15 protein-coding genes and 1 tRNA gene are annotated in these 21951 nt (G+C 58.6%); 6 read left to right on the top strand and 10 right to left on the bottom strand.

Features of this window, described 5'->3' with window-relative positions; all coding sequences use genetic code 11:
• Positions 1–242 precede the first annotated feature (242 nt).
• The 3 genes from ACUIAF_RS01610 (at position 243) to ACUIAF_RS01600 (ending at position 6801) form a co-directional block, all read left to right on the top strand.
• The gene (locus ACUIAF_RS01610) at positions 243–2717 is read left to right on the top strand and encodes a phosphoketolase (protein ID WP_015021938.1); all 2475 of its coding nucleotides are present in this window, start codon (positions 243–245) and stop codon (positions 2715–2717) included.
• 285 nt (positions 2718–3002) lie between these two features.
• Positions 3003–5501: a TIM-barrel domain-containing protein gene (locus ACUIAF_RS01605; RefSeq protein WP_445338820.1), complete on the top strand. Its 2499-nt coding sequence runs from the start codon at positions 3003–3005 to the stop codon at positions 5499–5501.
• Positions 5502–5529: 28 nt separating this feature from the next.
• Complete coding sequence (locus ACUIAF_RS01600) at positions 5530–6801, top strand: MFS transporter (RefSeq protein ID WP_445338819.1); 1272 nt, start codon at positions 5530–5532, stop codon at positions 6799–6801.
• A 28-nt stretch (positions 6802–6829) separates the two neighbouring features.
• Here ACUIAF_RS01600 and ACUIAF_RS01595 read toward each other — a convergent pair whose 3' ends face one another.
• Positions 6830–7840 carry a LacI family DNA-binding transcriptional regulator gene (locus ACUIAF_RS01595; RefSeq protein WP_445338818.1) on the bottom strand — a complete coding sequence of 337 codons (1011 nt, stop codon included), beginning with the start codon at positions 7838–7840 and terminating at the stop codon, positions 6830–6832.
• Between the two features lie 214 nt (positions 7841–8054).
• Between ACUIAF_RS01595 and pta the strand changes: the two genes are divergently transcribed.
• Positions 8055–9743, top strand: a complete 1689-nt coding sequence (gene pta / locus ACUIAF_RS01590; RefSeq protein WP_445338817.1) for a phosphate acetyltransferase — start codon at positions 8055–8057, stop codon at positions 9741–9743.
• A gap of 190 nt (positions 9744–9933) precedes the next feature.
• The gene (locus ACUIAF_RS01585) at positions 9934–11160 is read left to right on the top strand and encodes an acetate/propionate family kinase (RefSeq protein WP_110417286.1); all 1227 of its coding nucleotides are present in this window, start codon (positions 9934–9936) and stop codon (positions 11158–11160) included.
• 147 nt (positions 11161–11307) lie between these two features.
• On the opposite strand, the gene hisN is transcribed toward ACUIAF_RS01585, so the two are convergent.
• Complete coding sequence (gene hisN / locus ACUIAF_RS01580; RefSeq protein WP_445338816.1) at positions 11308–12108, bottom strand: histidinol-phosphatase; 801 nt, start codon at positions 12106–12108, stop codon at positions 11308–11310.
• A gap of 32 nt (positions 12109–12140) precedes the next feature.
• Complete coding sequence (aroA, locus tag ACUIAF_RS01575; protein ID WP_445338815.1) at positions 12141–13499, bottom strand: 3-phosphoshikimate 1-carboxyvinyltransferase; 1359 nt, start codon at positions 13497–13499, stop codon at positions 12141–12143.
• A 116-nt stretch (positions 13500–13615) separates the two neighbouring features.
• Between aroA and ACUIAF_RS01570 the strand changes: the two genes are divergently transcribed.
• Positions 13616–13689, top strand: a tRNA-Pro gene (locus tag ACUIAF_RS01570).
• Here ACUIAF_RS01570 and ACUIAF_RS01565 read toward each other — a convergent pair.
• The 7 genes from ACUIAF_RS01565 to polA all read right to left on the bottom strand — a co-directional run bounded on the left by ACUIAF_RS01565 (position 13681) and on the right by polA (position 21945).
• Positions 13681–14967 carry an MFS transporter gene (locus tag ACUIAF_RS01565; RefSeq protein ID WP_445338814.1) on the bottom strand — a complete coding sequence of 429 codons (1287 nt, stop codon included), beginning with the start codon at positions 14965–14967 and terminating at the stop codon, positions 13681–13683. The genes ACUIAF_RS01570 and ACUIAF_RS01565 overlap by 9 nt on opposite strands.
• A 12-nt stretch (positions 14968–14979) precedes the next feature.
• Entirely contained in the window at positions 14980–15675 is a 696-nt protein-coding gene (locus ACUIAF_RS01560) for an ABC transporter permease (RefSeq protein WP_445338813.1), read from the bottom strand.
• A 1-nt stretch (position 15676) separates the two neighbouring features.
• Positions 15677–16408, bottom strand: coding sequence for an ABC transporter ATP-binding protein (locus ACUIAF_RS01555; RefSeq protein ID WP_445338812.1), 732 nt, complete (start codon positions 16406–16408; stop codon positions 15677–15679).
• Between the two features lie 116 nt (positions 16409–16524).
• Entirely contained in the window at positions 16525–17238 is a 714-nt protein-coding gene (locus tag ACUIAF_RS01550; RefSeq protein ID WP_445338811.1) for a TetR/AcrR family transcriptional regulator, read from the bottom strand.
• Between the two features lie 126 nt (positions 17239–17364).
• Positions 17365–18048 carry an NUDIX hydrolase gene (locus ACUIAF_RS01545; protein WP_198218266.1) on the bottom strand — a complete coding sequence of 228 codons (684 nt, stop codon included), beginning with the start codon at positions 18046–18048 and terminating at the stop codon, positions 17365–17367.
• A gap of 35 nt (positions 18049–18083) precedes the next feature.
• Positions 18084–19001 (bottom strand): Nif3-like dinuclear metal center hexameric protein, encoded by a 918-nt coding sequence (locus ACUIAF_RS01540; protein ID WP_445338810.1) that lies wholly within the window; start codon positions 18999–19001, stop codon positions 18084–18086.
• 49 nt (positions 19002–19050) lie between these two features.
• On the bottom strand, positions 19051–21945 hold the full coding sequence (gene polA / locus ACUIAF_RS01535) for a DNA polymerase I (protein ID WP_445338809.1): 2895 nt from the start codon (positions 21943–21945) through the stop codon (positions 19051–19053).
• Positions 21946–21951: the final 6 nt, after the last annotated feature.

The following is a 21951-nucleotide window of genomic DNA, read 5'->3' as shown; positions in this document are numbered from 1 at the left end:
GACAATGCTACAGTCATTGAGCCCTCATCGGCACCCCCGACTGCAATCCTTACCTGCAAGCAGACAATTCCATCGCATTTTCTCACAAGAGCGAACACACTATGCAAGAAAACGTTCAGAAAAGTCTGCTCGTTCACGTACCATGTAGGCATTGGGTACGAACCCGACAGATGCCTGAAATGACACTGTACGAGCTCGTAACCGAGGTAAATAAACAATCGCACTAAAGTGCAGGAGTACACATGACGAATCCTGTTATCGGCACCCCTTGGGCGAAGCTGGAGACCCCAATCGCCGAGGAGACCATCGAGGCCGTCGACAAGTATTGGCGGGCGGCCAACTATCTTTCCATCGGACAGATTTATCTTCGCAGCAACCCCCTGATGAAGGAGCCCTTCACCCGGGAGGATGTCAAGCATCGTCTGGTCGGCCACTGGGGCACCACCCCCGGCCTGAACTTCCTGCTGGGCCATATCAACCGTCTGATCGCCGACCATCAGCAGAACACCGTTATCATCATGGGCCCCGGCCACGGCGGCCCTGCCGGCACCTCACAGTCCTACCTGGATGGCACCTACAGCGAGTACTACCCCAAGATCACCAACGATGAGGCCGGCCTGCAGAAGTTCTTCCGCCAGTTCTCCTATCCGGGCGGCATCCCCTCCCACTTCGCGCCTGAAACCCCCGGATCCATTCACGAGGGCGGCGAGCTGGGCTATGCCCTCTCTCACGCCTACGGCGCCATCATGAACAACCCCAGCCTCTTCGTTCCCTGCATCGTGGGCGACGGCGAGGCCGAGACCGGCCCTCTGGCCACCGGCTGGCAGTCCAACAAGCTGGTCAACCCCCGCACCGACGGCATCGTCCTGCCAATCCTGCACCTGAACGGCTACAAGATCGCCAACCCGACCATCCTCTCGCGCATTTCCGACGAGGAGCTGCATGAGTACTTCAAGGGCATGGGTTACGAGCCCTTCGAGTTCGTTGCAGGGTTTGACGATGAGGACCACCTGTCCATCCACCGTCGTTTCGCCGACCTGCTGGAGACCGTCTTCGACAAGATCTGCAACATCAAGGCCCGGGCCGAAACCGACGACATGACCCGTCCCTGCTACCCCATGATCATCTTCCGCACCCCCAAGGGCTGGACCTGCCCCAAGTTCATCGACGGCAAGAAGACAGAGGGATCCTGGCGCGCCCACCAGGTGCCGCTGACCTCCGCCCGCGACACCGAGGCCCACTTCCAGATCCTCAAGAACTGGCTGGCCTCCTACAAGCCCGAGGAGCTCTTCGACGAGAAGGGCGCCCTGCGTCCCGAGGTCACCAGCTTCATGCCCAAGGGCGACCTGCGCATAGGCGAGAACCCCAACGCCAACGGCGGGCGTCTGCTCAAGCCGCTGGAACTGCCTGACATCCACGACTACGAGATCGACGTCAAGAAGCACGGTCATGGCTGGGGCGCCACCGAAGCCACCCGCGTCCTGGGCTACTACACACGCGACGTGCTGGCCAAGAACCCCACCGACTTCCGCATCTTCGGGCCTGACGAGACGGCCTCCAACCGTCTGGCTGCCGCCTACGAGGTGACCAACAAGCAGTGGGATGCCGACTATCTGTCGGAGCTGACCGACGAGCACATGGCCCACACCGGCCAGGTCATCGAGCAGCTTTCCGAGCACCAGATGGAAGGCTTCCTGGAGGGCTACCTGTTGACCGGACGCCACGGCATCTGGAGCTCCTACGAGTCCTTCGTGCACGTCATCGACTCCATGATCAACCAGCACGCCAAGTGGCTGGAGGCCACGGTTCGCGAGATTCCGTGGCGCAAGCCCATCGCCGGCCTGAACCTCCTGGTCACCTCGCACGTCTGGCGTCAGGACCACAACGGGTTCTCACACCAGGATCCCGGCTTCGTCGACATCCTGCTGAACAAGAACTTCAACAATGATCACGTGGTCAACATCTACTTCCCCGCCGACGCCAACATGCTGCTGAACGTGGGCGAGCGTTGCTACAAGTCGACCAACTGCATCAACGCCATCTTCGCCGGCAAGCAGCCCGCCGCCACCTACCAGAGCGTGGACGAGGCCGCCGCCGAGCTGGAGAAGGGGGCCGCCCGCTGGGATTGGGCCTCGAACGCCAAGGATGCCGAGGATGCTGATGTCGTCATCGCCACCGCAGGCGACATCCCCACCCAGGAGGCCCTGGCTGCCGACGACATGCTGCAGAAGCTGGGCGTGAAGGTCCAGTTCGTCAACGTGGTCGACCTGCTGAAGATCCAGGATGCCGAGGAAAACGATCAGGCCCTGTCCGACGAAGAGTTCACTGAGCTCTTCAGCAAGGACAAGCCTGTCCTGTTCGCATTCCACGCCTACCCCGGCTCCATCTACCGCCTGATCCACGGACGTCCCAACCACGACAACTTCTCCGTGCACGGCTACGAGGAGCAGGGCTCCACCACCACGCCGTTCGACATGGTGCGCGTCAACAACATGGACCGCTGGTGCCTGGCCGCCTCCGCTCTGCAGCTGGTGGACGCCAACAAGTACACCGACCAGATCGACAAGTGGACCAAGTTCCGCGACGAGGCCTTCCAGTTCGCCGTGGACAAGGGCTACGACCATCCTGACTACACCGATTGGGTCTGGCCCGATGCCAACCGCGCCGGCCAGGAGACCATCTCCGCCACCGCCGCGACCGCCGGAGACAACGAGTGACACCCGATAACTCCTAAGGCCGATTGTCGGCGTTCCTTACCGGCATTGCCAGAATTCCCCGCCGTTTTCAACGGCGGGGAATTTTTTATCCATAGCGAGTCATGCATGGCCTCGCTGGTGCCACCCTCAATGGAAAAACCTGGCAAACACTCATACTGCTGGACAACAAGCGGGACAATTAACTCAACAACGCCATGGGGCTGCATAGCTGCAAACCCACGATCAGGCGGTTATTCGCAGGCATGAAATGGCACTTTTCATGTCGAAACGCCAAGGAGGGCACGCATGAAGGCAAGCACAAAGCTTATCAGTATAGATAACCACGGTGATTATCTGGATGTTGTCACCAATGGAGCCAGATTCAGAATCTACCTGCTTGATCGGAACATCATCAGAATACGGAGCACCTTCAATCAGCATTTCGGCCCCGAACTCTCCTATGCCTTGGTCAAGACCGCTTGGAAAGACAGTACTGACCGTCTTATGGCTGATGAGCGCGAACATGTCAAGCCGATACCAATTCATTTGACCGAATGCAAAGACGGTTCCAAAACCGTTTCCAACGGACTGTACACCCTGACTATCAGTCCGGAACCTTTCGCCTTCTCCATCAGCGACCAGGACGGCAATGTACTTCATCAGGATTTGCCAGGGCGGTCGTTTCTTCAGGATAGTCTTGGACGCTCCACGCACTATTCGAGCATGGGCAATCACGAGCACTTCTACGGTTTCGGCGAAAAATCCGGCGATCTCGACAAGCAGCGCCGTCGAATGCGCATGCACAACACAGACTCGCTGGGATGGGATGCCACTAAAAGCGACCCGCTTTACAAGATGATTCCTTTCTATATCGATTTTAACGAGGATACCGGTCTCGCGCATGGCCTTTTCTACAACAACAGTGCCGACTCAGTCTTCGACATGGATTCCGAACACAGCAACTATTGGCTGCGATATAGCTACTACCAGGTCGAAGCAGGAGACATAGATCTGTTCTTCATAGGTGGCCCGACCATAGCCGATGTCGTACACCATTACACGGATCTGACAGGCAAGAGCGCAATGATGCCCCTATCCTCTCTGGGCTATATGGGATCGACCATGTTCTATACCGAATTGGAGCAGGACTGCGACAAGGCCATCGAAGATTTTGTTGACACCTGTCGTCAGCATGACATCCCCTGTGACGGATTCTTCCTTTCCTCTGGATACACCAGCGGAAAGGACGGCAAACGTTACGTATTCACTTGGAACAAGAAGCGCTTCCCAGACCCCAAGGGTTTCGTGGATCAGCTTAAGAAAAAAGGTGCGCTTCTCGCGCCAAATATTAAACCGGGCATGCTGACCACTCATCCCCATACCGAGCAGATGGAAAAGGAAGAGGCTTACGTCAGAACGTCGGACGGCAAGGACTGGCAGGAAGATCGATACTGGGGCGGTTCGGCTCATTTCGCGGACTTCACCAGCCCCTCGGGACGACGTGCCTGGGCTAGAGAGATGAAAGAGAATTTACTCAATCTGGGAATTACCAGCATCTGGAACGACAACAATGAATACGAGATCAATGACGATCAGGCTCTGGTTGATGCTGAAGGGCTCCATCTGCCCATCAGTATACTGAAACCGATCATGTCGACCATGATGGCCAAGACCGCTCAGCAAGCTGTAAAGGAGTCCGCCCCCGGCACGAGGCCATATGTCATCAACCGTGCCGGATTCGCCGGAATCCAAAGGTATGCCCAGACCTGGGCCGGAGACAACGGAACTTCTTGGGATAACCTCAAATACAACGTTCCGACCATTCTGGGAATGGGCTTGTCAGGTGTAGCCAACCAGGGGTGCGACATCGGAGGTTTTGATGGCCCCGCGCCGGAGCCGGAGCTCTTTGTGCGCTGGGTCCAGAATGGAATTTTCCAGCCCCGCTTCTCCATCCACTCATGCAATACAGACAATACGGTCACTGAACCCTGGATGTATCCTGCATACACCGAATACATCAGCCAAGCGATCTTGCTGAGATACAGCTTGATCCCTTACTTCTATGCCCTTCTTCACCAAGCCTCAATCGACGGCTCCCCCATCATGCGGCCCCTGGTCTACGAATTCGAGAATGATCGCCGTACTTATCAAGAGAGCTTCGAGTTCATGCTTGGCCCGTCCCTTCTGGTCGCCAATGTACTGGAGAAAGGCGCAGACAGCATCCGGGTCTACCTGCCTGAGGGCGCTGAATGGTTCGATTTGACCAACAATCAATATCTCTCGGGAGGACAGGAAATTACGGTTCCAGTAGACCTGGGCAGCATACCTCTCTATCTTCGGACCGGGGGCATCATCCCCACTTGTCAGGGGTTGACAAACCTCCATCAAGAGGTGATCGACCATCTTGAAATCCTCGTTGAACCCAGTAAGGAGACCTCTTTCGATATTTATGAGGATGACGGTATATCCACAGATTATCTTCAGGGTCTGTATCGTCAGACCAGATTGGGCATCCACCCGGATACGCAGGGTGTCACTCTGGAGCTGAATAGCACCGGAGATTATGAAACCAAGGTCAAGCAGATGACGATTGCCGTCCTTTGCAAGACCATGGCGCCACTCGAAATCAGTTTGGATGAAGAGCCTCTTGATCGTTACCTGAATATTGACCAATTCAAAGAAGCCACGGATGGATGGTTCTTCGATGGCCAAGCCCTGCGTGCATTGATTAAATTCCCCAGGCCTGAAGGGAATCACCATCAGGTCAGATTGGAATTCACGGCAAAGGATCTCATTTCCATTTGAGCGCCAACATACTTCAAAGGAGTACAGCATGGTAAAAGCGGAAGAAACCGCGCCAGTAGATGACGACGATATTGCAACTGAAGGATTTAATCTAGCTCGATGGATCATTGGGTACCTGGCCTTTTGGATCATCATGTCGATAGGCTTCGCCATGGTCAGCCAGGTTCTGCTTCCACAACGCATCAAGGATCTGGGAGCATCCAATCCAACGGCCGTCCTGGGCACGATGACCTCAATCGGTTCCATAGTGGCCCTGGTTGCCAACATCGTGGTCGGCGCTTTGTCTGACCTGACCAAATCGAAATTCGGCCGCCGCTCGCCCTGGTTGTTCTGGGGCGCTTGGTTCACTCTGGCCTTCTACCTGCTCATGGGCAACATCGGCATCATCACCGGTCTGGTCGTCACATTGTGGCTATCTAAACTCAGCTTCAATATGATGAACTCCCCCATTTACTCGACGGTTTCCGACCGAGTGCCCAAACGATACCGCGGTACGATTTCGTCCGCCATCGGTTTTGGCAACACGCTAGGACTGGCGATTGGCGCCTGGGTGGGAGCCAGATTCATCGACAACGTACGAATGGGATTTACCATAGCTTCCATCTGCATGTTTATTTCAGCCATGCTTTTCTTGGCCATAATTCCCAGGGAGCCCAGCAATAAGGATGCAAAAAACGCCGCACCGGAGCAAAGCGCCTGGCGTCACATCGTCTATTCATTCACTCCGCCCATGCATGCTCCGGATTTTTGGAAGGCCTTCTGCTGCCGAACGCTGCTCCTGCTCGCCATACAGATGCTTTCCGGTTACTGGCTGTATATCTGCCAGGACTACATTGGTCTGTCTAAGACTTCAGCGGCCGCAGTAGTGTCAACCATCGCCATCTTCCAAATGCTGGCATCAATCGTCGCCATGTTCGTAGGGCCGCTGTCCGATCGTCTCCACCGGCGCAAACCCATGGTGGCCATGTCGGCATTCCTCGCCATAATCGGATTCATCTTCCCCCTGGCCATGCGAAGCATCACCGGAATCTACATCGCTTCCATCTTTGTAGCTTTGGGACAAGGTATCTTTATGGCCATTGATCAAGCCCTGAATGTCGATGTCCTGCCCAGCAAAGAGAATGCAGGCAAAGATTTGGGGTTCATCAACGCGGCAACAACAGCGGGACAATCCGCAGGCATGGCACTGACTTCCATCATCGTGTCGATGACCGGGACATATATCTACATCTTCCCTATCGCCATCGTCATGTCCATCCTCTCCGTATTATTCGTGCTTTCGATCAAATCGGTCAGGTAAGATAGTGGTATACGCATCGGTGAAAGTCTCAGATCCTGGGTGGTCCGGAGACTTCACCGGTGCTTTCTCGTAAAATAAGTTTTGCAGGTACACAACGGACCGTCATTCTGTGATCGGTTATGTGCAGAATCTCATCAATAAGCATCTGAGCGGCTTGGAATCCCATGTCCTGGTGTGGGATGCGAATAGTGGACAGCATCGGAGTCATAAGCCGACCAGCCTGGTTGTCATCTATGCCTAAGACAGAGACCTGTTCGGGAATGGCCATGCCTTGGCGCTTTGCGTATCGTATAAATTCAATGGCAATATTGTCATTGAAGGCGAGCACAGCATCCGTGGGATTTCTCATGAACGACTTGAAAGCTCCAAGTCCCCGCATCTGCACGGGATAGGCGCACGGCAGCACCTGGTAATCCAAACCGTATTTATCAGCTGAATCGACAGCTGCGTGCAGTCTGACAACGTTCTGCCATGAGTTTTCCGGCCCCTGCATATAAGACACGGAATGATGACCTGTCTGCCGCAGATATAGCATGGACGCATCTATGCTGTCCGACTCGTCCACCCGTATTGAAGCAACTCCAGGCACCACCCTGTTGAGTACCACTATTGGTTTGTATGAGGCGAAATGCCTAATCTGATTGTCGGAAAGTCTGGAAGAACCGAGTATGAGTCCATCGACATGATTCAGGATTCCACGGATGGATGCTGCCTCAAGACTGACGCTCTCTTGCGTATCGATTATGGATAATCCGAATTTGCGCAATTGGCAACATCGCTGTACTCCTCTGGATATACGCACCGATACAATGTTCTCCAAATCGGTGACCACAACAGCAAGAAAGCCGTGAAGTCGATTTTCCATGGGTACATCCAGAAGATCATGGTGATACCCAAGCTTTTCAGCAGTCTTCAATACATGATTTCTGGTGCACATTCCGACTCTGCCCGGTCTTGAAAAAACACGGGAGGCCGTAGACAGGGAGACACCAGCCGATCGTGCCACCTCAGTCAAAGTCACATAAGCCTGCTTTTTCATTGTCTCTCCCTTGGGAGGATTCCTACTGTAATGTGACCCATGCCACAAATATATGCATGCGGCACCACACACTCTCCTGCTTTTCAACAAGTTGCATCAGCTACAGCGGATCACGCATTGCATGCACGGATTTTCTTCGGTGCATCCGTCACCTATACTGATAACTGTTTGTGAACAAAGCAGTCACATGAGTATATGGGACAGGAGATACACAGTGAGCCCTGCAAGCATCACCATCATCAGCCCGGAGGCCGCCAACGGACGGAATGTAGTAGCCTACGGCCTCGTCAAGGCCCTGGCATCGCGTATGAAGACCACGGTCGTACGTCCGATCGCCTGTCACAAGGAGATGCTGACGAGTACCCTCATCGCAGCCAGTAGCTATCCTGATCTGGATCCCGATGTCTGCCGCGGCACCTGCCCCTGCAAAGCAACGAGCAACGAAGAACAGACACGTGCTGATGCCCTGGCAGCCTATGACCGCGTTGTGGCGCAAACAAATCCCGATATGGTCCTCGTTGTCGGAAGCGACCACTCCAAAGTCTTCGACCCTGCTATCATCCAACTCAATGCGGCCATCGCTGCAGATTTGCGTTCCCCGGTACTCCTCGTAGTCTGCACTATCGGACGTGAACCCAAACAGGTCATGAAAACCGTACAGGCCTGCCGTCGAACCATAGAAGCCAGCGGAACCACCCTGGCAGGTGTTGTAGTTTCCGGCTGTGAAGAAGGCCAAAAACAACCTCTTCAGGACTTCTTCAAAGATTACGATCGTCCTTGCTGGACGGTATCGAAAAAGGCATTTGACACTGACGCTGAGGCCGACCAAGTAAGAAATGACGCCTATAAAGCCTTCACTGAGGATGTGAATCCAGATGAAGTACTGAAGGCGGTTGAGGAAGCAAAGCCCAGAGTGACCACGCCTGTGGCCTTCCAGAACGACCTGCTGGCCAAGGCCAAGGCCAACAAGAAGACCATCGTCCTGCCCGAGGGCGGCGAGGACCGCATCATCAAGGCGGCCGACTACCTGCTGGCGCGCAACATCGTCGACCTGATCATCGTGGGCGACAAGGATTCCATTCTGGCTCGTGGCAAGGAGCTCGGCCTCAACAACCTGGACAAGGCATCCTTCCAGCCCATGGACGACGAGCAGGTGCTGGCCCCCATGGTGGAGCGCCTCTGCCAGCTGCGCGCCAAGAAGGGCATGACCCCGGAGCAGGCACGCAAGCAGCTGGCGGATCCTTCATACTTCGGCACCATGCTGGTGGTGTTGGGCAAGGCCGACGGCCTGGTGTCCGGCTCCATCAACTCCACTGCCAACACGGTCCGTCCCGCCCTGCAGGTGATCAAGACCAAGCCGGGCGCCTCACTGGTATCCGGAGCCTTCCTCATGTGCTTCCCCGACCATGTGGCGGTCTTCGCCGACTGCGCCATCAACCTCAACCCATCCTCGGAGCAGCTGGCCGACATCGCCATCCAGTCGGCCCAAACCGCCCGATCTTTCGGCGTGGATCCGCGCGTGGGCATGCTCTCCTACTCCACCCTGGGATCAGGCAAGGGCCCGGATGTCGACCTGGTCGAAGAGGCCACCCGTCTGGCCAAGGAGAAGGCACCGGACCTGCCCATCGTGGGCCCCATCCAGTTCGACGCGGCCTGGTCTCCCACTGTGGCAGCCACCAAGGCCAAGGGTGATCCGGTCGCCGGAAAAGTCAACGTCTTCGTCTTCCCCAGCCTGAGCGCCGGTAACATCGGCTACAAGGCCGTACAGCGCACCTCGGGTGCTCTGGCCATCGGACCGGTCCTGCAGGGTCTGAACAAGCCGGTCAACGACCTCTCCCGCGGCGCCTTGGTTGCCGACATCATCAACACCGTGGCCCTGACCGCCGTCGAGGCCCAGGACTGATTACCGTCCCTAAAACGTCCCTGTAAACCCCTGGGGCTGCTGCTGAATCTTATCTTCAAGAAGGTTCTGGTAGCAGCCCCAAAATCATGTCGGCCTGGCAATATACCGCGCCTTGTAAGGGCCGACGAGTAATCTTGAAGACTGATTGAGGAGCGCAGGCTCTATACAAGCACATCAGGAGGATGCCCCAATGGCGAAAACCGTCCTAGTCATCAATTCGGGTTCAAGCTCGATCAAGTACCAGCTGGTCGATCTGGAGACCAGCCAGAGCCTGGCCTCGGGTCTGGTCGAGAAGATCGGCGAGCCCACCGACGGCCATTACAAGCACGAGGTGAACGGCGAAAAGCACGAGCTTGAGGAGCCCATCCACGATCATGAGGTCGGGCTCAAGCGTGTCCTGGGCTTCTTCAAGGAGTATGGACCTGATCTGGACAAGGCCGGCATCATCGCCGTCGGCCACCGAGTCGTTCAGGGTGGAGCCATCTTCCCCAAGCCTGCACTCCTGACAGAGAAGACACTGAGCCAGGTCAAGGATCTGGCTGTGCTGGCCCCTCTGCACAACGGGCCCGAGGCTGAAGGCGCCGAGGTCATGAGCCGACTGATGCCGCAGACCCCGCAGGTCTTCGTCTTTGATTCCTCCTTCTTCTTCGAACTGCCCAAGAAGGCCTCCACCTACGCCCTCAACAAGGACATCGCCAAGCAGTACCACATCCGTCGCTACGGCGCCCACGGCACCAGCCATCAGTATGTGGGCCAGCTTGTTCCCGGTCTGCTGGGCAAGCCCGCAGAAGGCCTGCGGCAGATTGTCCTGCACATCGGCAACGGGGCTTCCGCTTCCGCGCAGGTCTCCGGGCATCCCGTCGAGACCTCCATGGGTCTGACCCCACTGGAGGGCCTGGTCATGGGCGGCCGCACCGGAGACATCGATCCGGCCGTTGTCTTCCACCTGATTCGCAACGCCCACATGAGCGTGGATGAGCTTGACACCCTCTTCAACAAGCGTTCCGGCATGACCGGCCTGACCGGACATGGCGACATGCGCGAGGTCCATAAGCTGATCGCCGAGGGCGACGAGGACGCCAAGCTGGCCCTGGACATCTACATCCACCGCATCGTCGGCTACATAGGCAACTACACGGCCCAAATGGGCGGTCTGGATGCCATTACCTTCACGGCAGGCGTGGGCGAGAACGACGAGATCGTGCGTCGCCGGGTGATCGAGCAGCTGGAGCCCTTCGGCGTGAAGCTGGACCAGGAGAAGAACGACCAGCGCTCCAAGGAGGCCCGGATCATCTCCACCCCCGACAGCACGGTGGCCGTCTGCGTCATCCCCACCAACGAGGAGCTCTCCATCGCCCGTCAAGCCGAGGTCGTCGCCAGCCAGGGCGATGCCTACGGCAACAAGTTCCAGGCCTGACCGCTGACTTTACCTATCCTCAAAAATTTGAATAATGATTGCAGGATGGATGATTGTGATTGGGATCTGGTTCTAAGAACTTGCTCTCGAAACGAAGAAGGTCGGTGACCGCAGCAATGCATGTGGTCACCGACCTTCTTGTATATGTCAATCCCCCAGGGCCGCCAAGGCCTCCTTGTGCAGAAGACCGTTGCTGGCCAGACCATTGCCTCCCCAGGGACCCTGGTTGCCTGCCAGGTCGGTGAAGCTGCCACCGGCCTCGGTCACGATGGGGACCAGCGCGCCCATATCATAGAGGTCAAGCTCCGGCTCGGCCGCCAGGTCGACGGCTCCCTGGGCCAGGAGCATGTACTGCCAGAAGTCGCCGAAACCACGTAGGCGCCAGATCCGGTCGGTCAGGTCGAGAAGCCGCTCCCGACGCCCTATGGCCTTCCACCCGGTCAGTGACGATATGGACATGGAGGCATCTTCCATCCGATCCACTCCTGATACGTGAATGGCCTTGGGGGCTTCGCCCTGACGCGCCATGTAGGCTCCCTGACCCCGCGCAGCGTACCAGCGGGTACCGAGCAGGGGGGCCGATACCACGCCGACCACCATCTGATGGTTCGCCTCCAAGCCAATCAGAGTCGCCCATACCGGGACCCCGCGCACATAGTTCTTGGTCCCATCAATCGGATCGATGATCCACCGTCTGCCGTTGGACTCCTGTTTTCCCAGCTCCTCCGCGTAGATGGTATCGTCCGGCCTGGCCTGGGCAAGTACGCGACGAATCACCGTCTCCGCCTCTTTATCAGCCTGGGTGACCGGGGTATTGTCCGCCTTGCGTTCCACCTTAAGATCCGGCGACTTGAAGTAGCCCACGGTGACCTGATCCGCCTGGTCGGCCATGGCGATGGCCAGATCCAGATCCTCCTGCCAAGTCCGCCTTTCGGCCTCGATGTTCATAACGCGGCTCCTTTCGCTCGAATCGGTGTGGCTCAGTCTTGTCCCTCGCCTGCCAGCATCCGCTTCCACATACCCGGGAAGTCTGGCAAGGTCTTGGCCGTGGTACCGATGTTGCGCACCCGGATGCCAGGTATCTTGAGCCCAATCATGGCGGCAAAGGTGGCCATGCGATGGTCCGCATAGGTCTCCATGACGGCCCCGTGCATACGCTGAGTCGGCACTGGCTCGATGACCAGGCCATCATCAAGTTCACTGGCCTGGCCGCCTATTCTGGCGATTTCAGTAGCCAGCGCCTTCAGCCGGTTGGTCTCATGACCACGCAGGTGGCCGATGCCGTGCAGACGGCTGGGGCAGTCGGCAAAGACCAGGATGGCCGCAATAGAGGGCACGATCTCCCCTGCCGGGGACAGATCGAAGTCGCCGAGTCCATGGATGGCTTCCCCGCCGGTCACCCTGCAGGTGGCGCTGCCCTGCCCGTCGGGAACCATGTCTATCTTCGCGCCCATGGTCTCCAGATACTTGGGCAACAAGCCGCCTGGTTGGGTGGTCCGCTCCGGCCACTTGGGCACGCTGACTTGCCCGCCTCCTATCAGGGCCGCTCCCAGGAAAGGGGTCGCATTCGACAGGTCGGGCTCCACCTGGACCTGATCAGGCAGCTGCGTCCCAGCAGGCCCTCTACCTTCAACGCTCCACCTGCAACAATCAGGATTGGCCTGGACCTGGACTCCGGCCTGACGCAGATCCTCAACGGTCATGGCGATGTGTGGGAGGCTGGGAAGCTGCTGGCCGGAGTGGACGATGATCGTCGGGCCATCAGCCCTGGCAGCCAGCAGCAGGAGGCCGGAAATGAACTGCGAGGATGCCGAGGAGTCTATGGTCACCTCTCCGCCAACCAGGTGAGACGGCGGCGTGAGCACAAAGGGCAGGAAGCCCTCCTGGCCCAGGTATTCGATCCTGGCTCCCAGCTGGGTCAGCCCGTCCAGCAGGGGCCTCATGGGACGTCGATAGGCTTGTTCGTCTCCGTCGAAGCATGTGGGGGCATCGGTCAGCATGGCCAGGCCCGGCACGAAACGCATGACGGTTCCAGCCAGTCCGCAGTCCACCCGGGCGCCGCCGCGGAAACGGCCGCCTGCCGGTGGAATGACCGTTACATTCGTAGGGTCGTCCAAATCAACCCGACAGTCCACGCCGAGAGCCTCCAGGGCCGCAATCATCAGGTCCGTATCACGCGATCTGAGCAGACCAGTCAGCCTGACGGGTCGACTTCCCAAGGCCGCCAGAATCAGATACCTGTTCGAGAGGGACTTGCTCCCCGGTATGGTCACCGTTGCATCCAAGGGGCCACCCGCCTGCGGTGCCTCCCATGTCTCTTCCGCTGTCATGGTAACCATGGTAACCGCAGGCGCAGAGCTGTTCCCACTCCCTGTTCACCCGCCAAAGGTCCAGCGGGGACCTGGCCCTGTGCTATATTGATACATTGTGCTCATACGTTGATGCTTATGAGCGCCGGGCTATAGCGCAGCTTGGTAGCGCGCCTGCTTTGGGTGCAGGATGTCGCCGGTTCAAATCCGGCTAGCCCGACTTTTGCCTTCGTCCCATGTCGGGAGTCGGATCCTTGGCGTTCATGCCCAGCAATCCCGTAAAGAAAATGGCCAGAGCCAGCAGGCCTGTCAAGCCCGCATAAATAGACACGGTAATGGCGATGCCGACCAGATTGCCCAGGGCCAGAAAAATCATCTGCCCCAGAGGCGCCCCTATCATCATGACAGTCTGTACCACTCCCATGGTTGCAGCCAGGTGGTCCTCGCCCACAGTACTGATGAGCATGGTCATGAACCGAGGATTGATTTTGCCCAGAAGATAGTTCATGACCAGGAGCGGGAGGAAGAGCAGGGCAGGAATGTGCAACCATACCAGGTTGACCCCTACCATGGCGGTTGCGGCCATGACTCCGGTCAGCAGGTGCGCCATGGGCAGCCGCCGGAGCGGATCTGAGGCAAGGAGTGCACCAAGGATGAGTCCCAGGGAGGAGATGCCGTTGACGGCGGCTATGGTCGTTCCATAGCTTCCCCACCAGACCCCGGACATGGAAATCAGCCCCAGGTTGAGCAGGGGCTGCAGAGCCGTCCCCAGAAGGTTGACCAGACAGCCGAAGCCCACCATCAGGATCAGGAAGGTGGAACTGCGGAACTCCCCCAAGGTCACACGGAGGCTGGAGGACAGGCCCACATGCTTGCCCACAGGTGAACCGTTGTCTGAGACCTCCGCCCTGGCGAATTCCCTATAGCCTATGGCTACCAAAAGCCCTGCCAACAGGAAGGTGGCTACGTTGATCAACGCAAATACAGCGAATCTGTTGCCCAGGATGGCAATCAACACTGCACCTCCGCCTGCACCGATGACAGCCGCGACATTGGATGCAGCGGAGGTGATCGAGGTAGCCTGGTGGAGCTGGCCTGGCTGGACCAGGTGTTTGAGGACCGGCATCCACAGACTGCCTGCATATCCCTCCAACATGGAAGATGTCATGTCCATGGCTACCAGCAGCAGAAAGACGGGTAGGCCCTTGCACCTGCCGATCGCCATGGCAATGACCAGATAGATACAAACCTGAACCAGTTTGATCACCAGTTGCATCCGTGTTTTGCGCACGGTCCTGTCGGCCAGGTATCCGATCGGGATGGCCGTCAGGGCTGGAGCCACCCAGGCCATTGAAGCTATGGAGACGGCCAGTCCGGCAAAGGGCATGGTCTGGGCATAGACGATGAAGACGATGTTGAAGAGTTCACCACCGACCGTATTAAACAGACTGGCCAGAACCATGGTCACGAAAGGCTTGTTCTTCAGAAGCTCCTGCATGTCAGCGGCCGATCAAGGCAGTTCGATCTTTATGAGGGTCCGGTGAAGCAGCCACCAGGCCGGCAGGGAGGCCAGGAAGATGATCAGAAGCACCAGCGCCGACAGCAGCGGGGAGAGGGAGAGCAGGTTACCCACCACAGCATCCATCAGGAGCAGGACCCCGAACATGATGGGCAGGGAGCGCTTCCAGAAGCCCAGGCAAAGGGCGATGCCGACCAGTCCCACCAGTCCTGTGAGATTGGTGGCCAGCATCAGGAGAACCTGTCCGAGCAGACCGCCTGGCGAACCCGTCCCGAGCGAGCCAACAAGGTGGTCGACCAGCAGCATGACAGTGAGGGTGATGACCGCCCCCGCCGAGTAGGACAGGGCCGTGAAGAGGCCTGCGAATACCAGCTTGGCCAACAGTATTCGGCCCCGCGATACAGGGCATGACAGGGTGAGCGCCAGGTTCCTTCCTGTGTAGGGTTCGATGAAGACCAGGTTGCAGAGGGCAGCGGCCACCAAAGAGAAACCCACCAGAAGGATGACCGTGGCCATCTGCAGCACGAAGACCAGACTGGACAGCCGCCGATCAGACCGGCTGCCCGTGTGGCCAATGGCCAGGAACATGCCTCCCAAGGCCAAGGCTGCAGCCACCACTGCCAATCCTGCGAAGATGCAGGGCCATAGTCTCGTCTTTTTCAGCTCCAATTTCAGCAGCGTCTTCATATCAGCCCTCCATGGCCTTGACCAGGGTTCGCTCGGCGACCTCCTGGCCCTGATTGAGGAGCTCCGGCACGCTGGCCCGCAGGCTGACTCTGCCGTCCGCCACGACCATCACGTGGTCGGCCGTGTGCAACACTTCGGAGAGAATGTGGCTGGAAAAGAGGATTGCACTCCCCTGGGCTGCCAGGCTGCGCAGGCTATCTCGCAGCTGTCCGATGGCCACAGGGTCCAGTCCGTTGAGCGGCTCGTCCAGTAGGTAAAGGTCAGGATGATGGCCCATGCACCTGGCCAGGGCCAGCCTCTGCCTCATGCCCATGGAATACCTTCCGACAGGCGTGGCTGAATCCGCAGTCAATCCAACCTTCTCCAAAAGTTGGCTGATTCCAGTGATCTCGGCGACCCCACGCCCCCCGTCTGCCAGCGCAAGGTAGGCCAGGTCAATCTCCAGGTTCTCCCTGGCATTGAGGGACTCGTAGAAGACGGGCTCGTTGATGGACACCCCCATCCTGGCGAGAATGCCAGGATAGCCTTCGCTAAGAGGCTTGCCCAGAAAGCGGACCCGACCGCCGACGGGCCTTTGCATTCCGGTCAGAATCTTCAACAGCGTGGACTTGCCGGCCCCGTTGACACCCAACAAGCCGAGAATCTCGCCCTGCACCAGGGTCAGGTCCAGGCCGGACAGCACCTCCCTGTCGTCAAATACTTGGACGATACCGTCCGCCTCCAGCACTTTCATGAAACTCCTTTCAAAAATACCACTGGTATGTTTGATGGAAACAAAAACCATACACTCGTTGAGTGCCCGAATCTTGCCAGTAGCCAGAGCACTTTGCCTTAAGAAATCCATCGGCTCTAAGCGACCCCTTGATCCTGATTCAGGTCAGATTCCACTTGCGTGGACTCCCCACCGGTCGCAGTCAGAGGATTGCTCTTCAGATGTGCATGCAAATGCACGGCTGCGCGAATGACCCGATCATCGATGACCGGAGCCCCTATTCCCTTGAGCATATCGGCCAGCAGGGTGAACTTGGAGACCACCTGGTCCCGGGTCATGGTAGAGAATCGGATCCCTATCCACATATTGAGCAGGATATAGAGCACTTGGGCCAGATCCTCGGGATTGCAAGGGGCGATGGAACCGTCCTCCACACCTTCCCGGACGTAGGGGGTGATCACGTCCACAATCCTGTCCATGTATTTCAGGTACATCTCCCCCACCATGCGGGGACTCTTCAACAGGGTTCTGGCTGAAAAGGTCACATCGAGACGCGAGTAGGCCGACAGGGAGGCGATCAGCTCGTTGCGCAGTTTTTCCAGACCAGTTTTTCCGGGCCATTGCCCCAGCCAGTCCCCCTGGGATGAGGAGGAAGCCATGCGCTCGGTAACCGCACGGAAAATGGCCGTCTTGGAAGGAAAATGATAGTAGACCGCTCCCTTGGTCATACCGCCCAGACCATCGACGATGTCCTGGATGCTGGTCCCGTCATATCCCTTTTCCAGGAAGAGCCGCTGGGCCACATCAAGGATCTGATTGCGATGCCCTTCGGGATCCTTCGGCGTGCCCATATGGTGCTCCCCTTCCTGTCGGCGCATCAAAGCTTGACCATCCTGGCCCGACCATCCTGTCCGACAAAAAGCTATCATACCACTGGTATGTTCTGCTTAGCCAATCGGGAACTTTATGCCTTGACATTAATTCTTCTGCAGGCGACGGATGGCCTCATGCTGGATGGCCACCACCGCCTTGGCATCGGCGACCCCAGCTGCGCAGAGCTCCTGCCAGGAGACCCAGGCCGACTGGATATGCTCACCCGGGTCGAACTCGGTGGGCCCCTGATGCCAACGGCGCAGATGCAGAACCACGATGTGTCCAAGCTCGTCGCTCATGCCCAGGGAGGAATAAACATCGGGGGCGGCATCAATCCAGCCGTCCTCCGGATCCAGATGGCTTTCCGAGCCCGATGTACCCTCAGGCCCGGGCACCAGACCGGTCTCCTCACGCAGCTCGCGCAGAACAGCCTTGACCGGACTCTCCCCCGGGTCGATGAAGCCGGCTGGCAGGCCGAATACGTAAGTCTGGGCGCCCACCCGGTACTCGCGGGTCAGCAGATAGGCATCGGCAGCGCAGTCGTGCACCAGCATGACCACACAGGGGGCGTGGCGGATGAGCTGCCTATCGATGGTTTCCCTGGATCCGTCCCGCCGGAACATAGCCACACGTTGTTGGTCGATAACGAATATCGGGCCGCGGAAGACCTCCCTGTCATCCATCAGCTCCGGAGCGCGGGTCATATCGATGCCCTTGGTCCCCTGGCCATCCCGGCCGGCCAGTCTGTCGGCCAATCGTGCCTGCAGATCCTGTGCTTCATCGCTCATGAAATCACTCCTCCTCAACCATCAGCCCGCAGCCGTCAGCGCACCACCACAGTCCAGGGATCGGTGACGATGGATGAGACCTCCACCTGCGGACGAACACCGGTAGCCGTCTCCAGGGCCCTGGCAATGTCCCCCTTGGCGTAGCTGAACCAGAGGCTCTCGATGGCCGAGTGCGGGGTGTTGATCAGCATGGGTCTGGGCTGATTGGGCCGACGGGCCATCCGAGCCTCATAGAGCGCCTGCTGGTAGGCATCCGTGGCAGGGTGATGGCGCAAATCGCTGGTGATGTAGACATCGGCCCCCGTGGATCGAACCAGATCGAACTCGGAGTCCCCCGAGCCAGGCAGCAGGGCGACCGTGGAGACCATGGCCCCGGACGGACCGACCGCCTGAACACCCAGAGCCGTCCTGGGCAAGAGGCCCGCCACTGTATGGACCAAATCCTCAAATGGAATGGGCTCCGAAAGCCGTCCCCAACGACCCAGGCCTACCTGAATCCCCTGATCGGCGTGCAGGTCACGCTCGGAGACCGGCCGTGGGGCAAGCGGTCTGGACTCCTGCAAATCCAGGGCATCGGCAGCAGCCTGGGCCACGCCACGGTATGCGGCATCAGCGTTGGTGTGCCCCACCCAGAGCCCGCAGTGGCCCTCAATCAGCCTGGTCACTATATCCCCTCGGAAGTCCAGGCCGGAAACCTGGTGGACTGACCTGAAGAAGAGCGGATGGTGGGTGATCAGCAGGTCGGCCTGGTGGTCCAGAGCCTCCTGGACCACATCGGGTCGAGGATCCACGGCGCACCAGATCCGCCTGACCGGCCAGGACGAATCCCCCAGGACTAGACCCGGATAATCCCATTCCTCCGCATAATCCAGAGGGTAGAGCCCCTCCAGCAGATCCACCACCTGGCCCAGGGGCACCGAAGGCCTCTGAACCTCATCCTGTCCATCAGGCATACGATCCCTCCTCGGATCCTTCTCTGATCCTGGACCACCCCATGTCAGGTCAGTGAGCAGCCAGCTCCCAGTCCTGGCCGATACCGGTGGACACATCCAGTGGTACGGCCAATTCAACGGCATGTTCCATGGAATCCTTGACCAGCTTGGTGGCCTTGTCGGTTTCGCCGGGAGCAATCTCCACCAGCAGTTCATCGTGGATCTGCAGGGAGATGCGGCTCTTCAGCCCCTTATCAGATAAGGCACGGCTGGCCTTGATCATGGCAATCTTCATGATGTCGGCAGCCGACCCCTGGATGGGCGCATTCAGAGCGGCCCTCTCGGCGGCCTCGCGGGTGGGACGACGCTTGGAACGCAGCCCAGGGAAATAGCGCCGCCGCCCGAACATGGTCTCGGTGTAGCCCTTCTCCCGGGCATCGGCCACCAGGGACTCCAAGTACTCATGAACCTTGCCGAAGGTGGCAAAGTACTTGGCACGCAGTACATCAGCCGCGGCCGGGCTGATCTTAAGCTGCTGGGCCAGACCGTAGGTGCTCAGCCCATAGGCCAGCCCGTAGCTCATGGCCTTCACGTGGGAGCGCTGGTCTCCGGTGACCTCCTCCATGGGTATGTCATAAACCAGGCTGGCCACGTACCGATGGAAGTCGGCACCCGACTTGAAGGCATCGATCAGGGCCTGGTCCCCGGAAAGGTGGGCCATGATTCTCAGCTCCACCTGGGAGTAGTCCGAGGAGAGCAACGCCTCATACCCGTTGCCAGGCACGAAGGCCGAACGAATCTCGCGGCCCCGGGCGTCCCTGTTGGGGATGTTCTGCAGGTTGGGGTCGACCGAGCTCAATCGACCTGTGGCGGCAACAGTCTGTTCATATGTGGTGTGCAACCTGCCATCCCGGGGATTGACCGCCTCGCGCAGGGTCTGCACGATCTGCTTGAGCTTGTTGGTCTCCCGGTGCTTGAGTAGCGCGCCCAGGAAGTCGTTGGCCCGCTCGTTGTTGACTGACTTGATGTACAGGTCCTGCAGGACCGAGACGTTGGTCGAATAGGAACCGGTCTTGGTCCTGTGGGTGGGCACCAGGCCCATATCGTCGAAGAGCACCTTGCTCAGCTGCTTGGGGCTCTGCAGGTTGACACGGCTGCCGGCCTTATCCCAGGCTATTTCCTGGGCCTGGCGGGCCTCTGCGGCAAACCGGTCGTGCATCTCCTTCAGGCGGGCATCGTCCACCTTGGCGCCCTCGGTCTCCATCTGCGCCAGGACTGCGGAGGTGGGCAGCTCTATGGTGCGCAGCAGGCCGTACTGGTGACGCTCGTCCATAAGCTCCTGCAGACGCTCGGAGACCATCATGACATACTGAGCCTGACGCAGAATCCGAGTCCCCCGTCGGCGTTCATCCTCATCCTCTCGCCCGTCCAAGGCCAGGGCCCCCTGGGTGGCCTCAGGCTCCTCCTCTACGGGGATGGCCAGGAAATGGGCGACGGCCTGTTCCAGGTTGTCGGCGTGAAAATCAGGCTCAGCCAGATAGCCTGCCAGCTTGGTGTCGAACAGGGGCAGTGGCATATGCAGACCCTGGCTCTCCAAGAGGTGCAAGTGCTCCTTGTAGCCATGGACCACGCAGGTGCCGATCCGCTGGTCAATCAGCTCCTGGATGGCCGCGCGCATATCTTTGTCAATATCTTCTGCCATGAGGACCAGACCGTGGCCATCCATGGAGAGAATGGACAGCTCCTCCAGGCCATAGTCGCCATGCTTGGCCCAGCCGATGGCGTGCAGAACCCAGTGCTCCTTCATGGCCTCGCTGCAACGCATGGCATTCTGGTCGGAGTCGCCGATGTCCTTGATTTTATCCAGGGAATCGGCCATGGCCTTGACATGGTCCGCAGAGCGTCGGCAAAGGGCCTTGCCCGGCAGATGCTTCTCGCACCAGTCCCGCAGCTGGTCAGCGGATTCGGCCTTATCGCGCTCGGGCTGGGTGAACTCCTCCTGCTTGTTGCTGACATCGACCAGGGCGGAAGCTGGAGAGTAATCGTAATCGGCGACGGTATTGAAGCCCCGCAGGATCTTCTTACGGGTCTGCGGGCCGAACTGCAGCTGCTCGAAGATGGGCAGGACCTGATCCGTATGGATGGTGCCGAAGCGCAGATCCTCCACCTTCACGCCCAGGTTCAGGTCACGCACCAGGGCGTTGACCTTACGGTTGAGCCTCACCTGGTCAGCGTTCTCCGCCAGGGCCTGGCCCTTCTTGCCGCCGATTTCGTCAGCGTGCTCCAGAATGGAATCCAGCGATCCATACTTGTTGATCCACTTGGCGGCATAACCGTCGCCCACGCCAGGCACACCGGGAATGTTGTCAGCCCCCTCGCCTCGCATGGCTGCCAGATCCGGGTACTGCTCCGGGGTCACCTTGTAGCGGTCCATGATGGCCTGGGGCGTCATGTGCTTGAGATTTTTGAAGTGGTGGCCGGGGTAGAGCACGGTGATGTCGTCGTCCACCAGCTGGAAGGCATCCCTGTCACCCGACAGGACCAGGGTCCTGAACCCGGCCTGCTCGCCCATGGTGGCCAGCGTGCCGATGATGTCGTCGCCCTCATAGCCGGGCTTTTCGATATAGGTGATGCCCAGGCCCTTGAGCAGATCCTGGATCAGGGGCAACTGGCTCAGCAGCTCCTTGGGAGCGGCCTCACGGGTGCCCTTGTACTGTGGCAGCATGGCGTTGCGGAAGGTGCCTCCCTTGACGTCAAAGGCCACGCCCATGTGGGTGGGCTTCTCCTTGGCCATGACATCCGCCAGCATGGTGGCAAAGCCCCACACCGCGTTGGTCGGCTGCCCTGTCGAAGTGGTGAAACTCTCGACGGGAAGGGCATAGAAGGCCCGGAAGGCCAGCGAATGTCCATCGACGACCAGCAGGGTGCGGCCGTCCTTGTCCTGCTTCTTCGTCTGGTCTTCCATAGGCGG

It is taken from the genome of Bifidobacterium sp. ESL0822, assembly GCF_052606675.1.
Note: the sequence above shows the minus strand (reverse complement) of the source record. Positions and strands in the feature narration are given on the sequence as shown.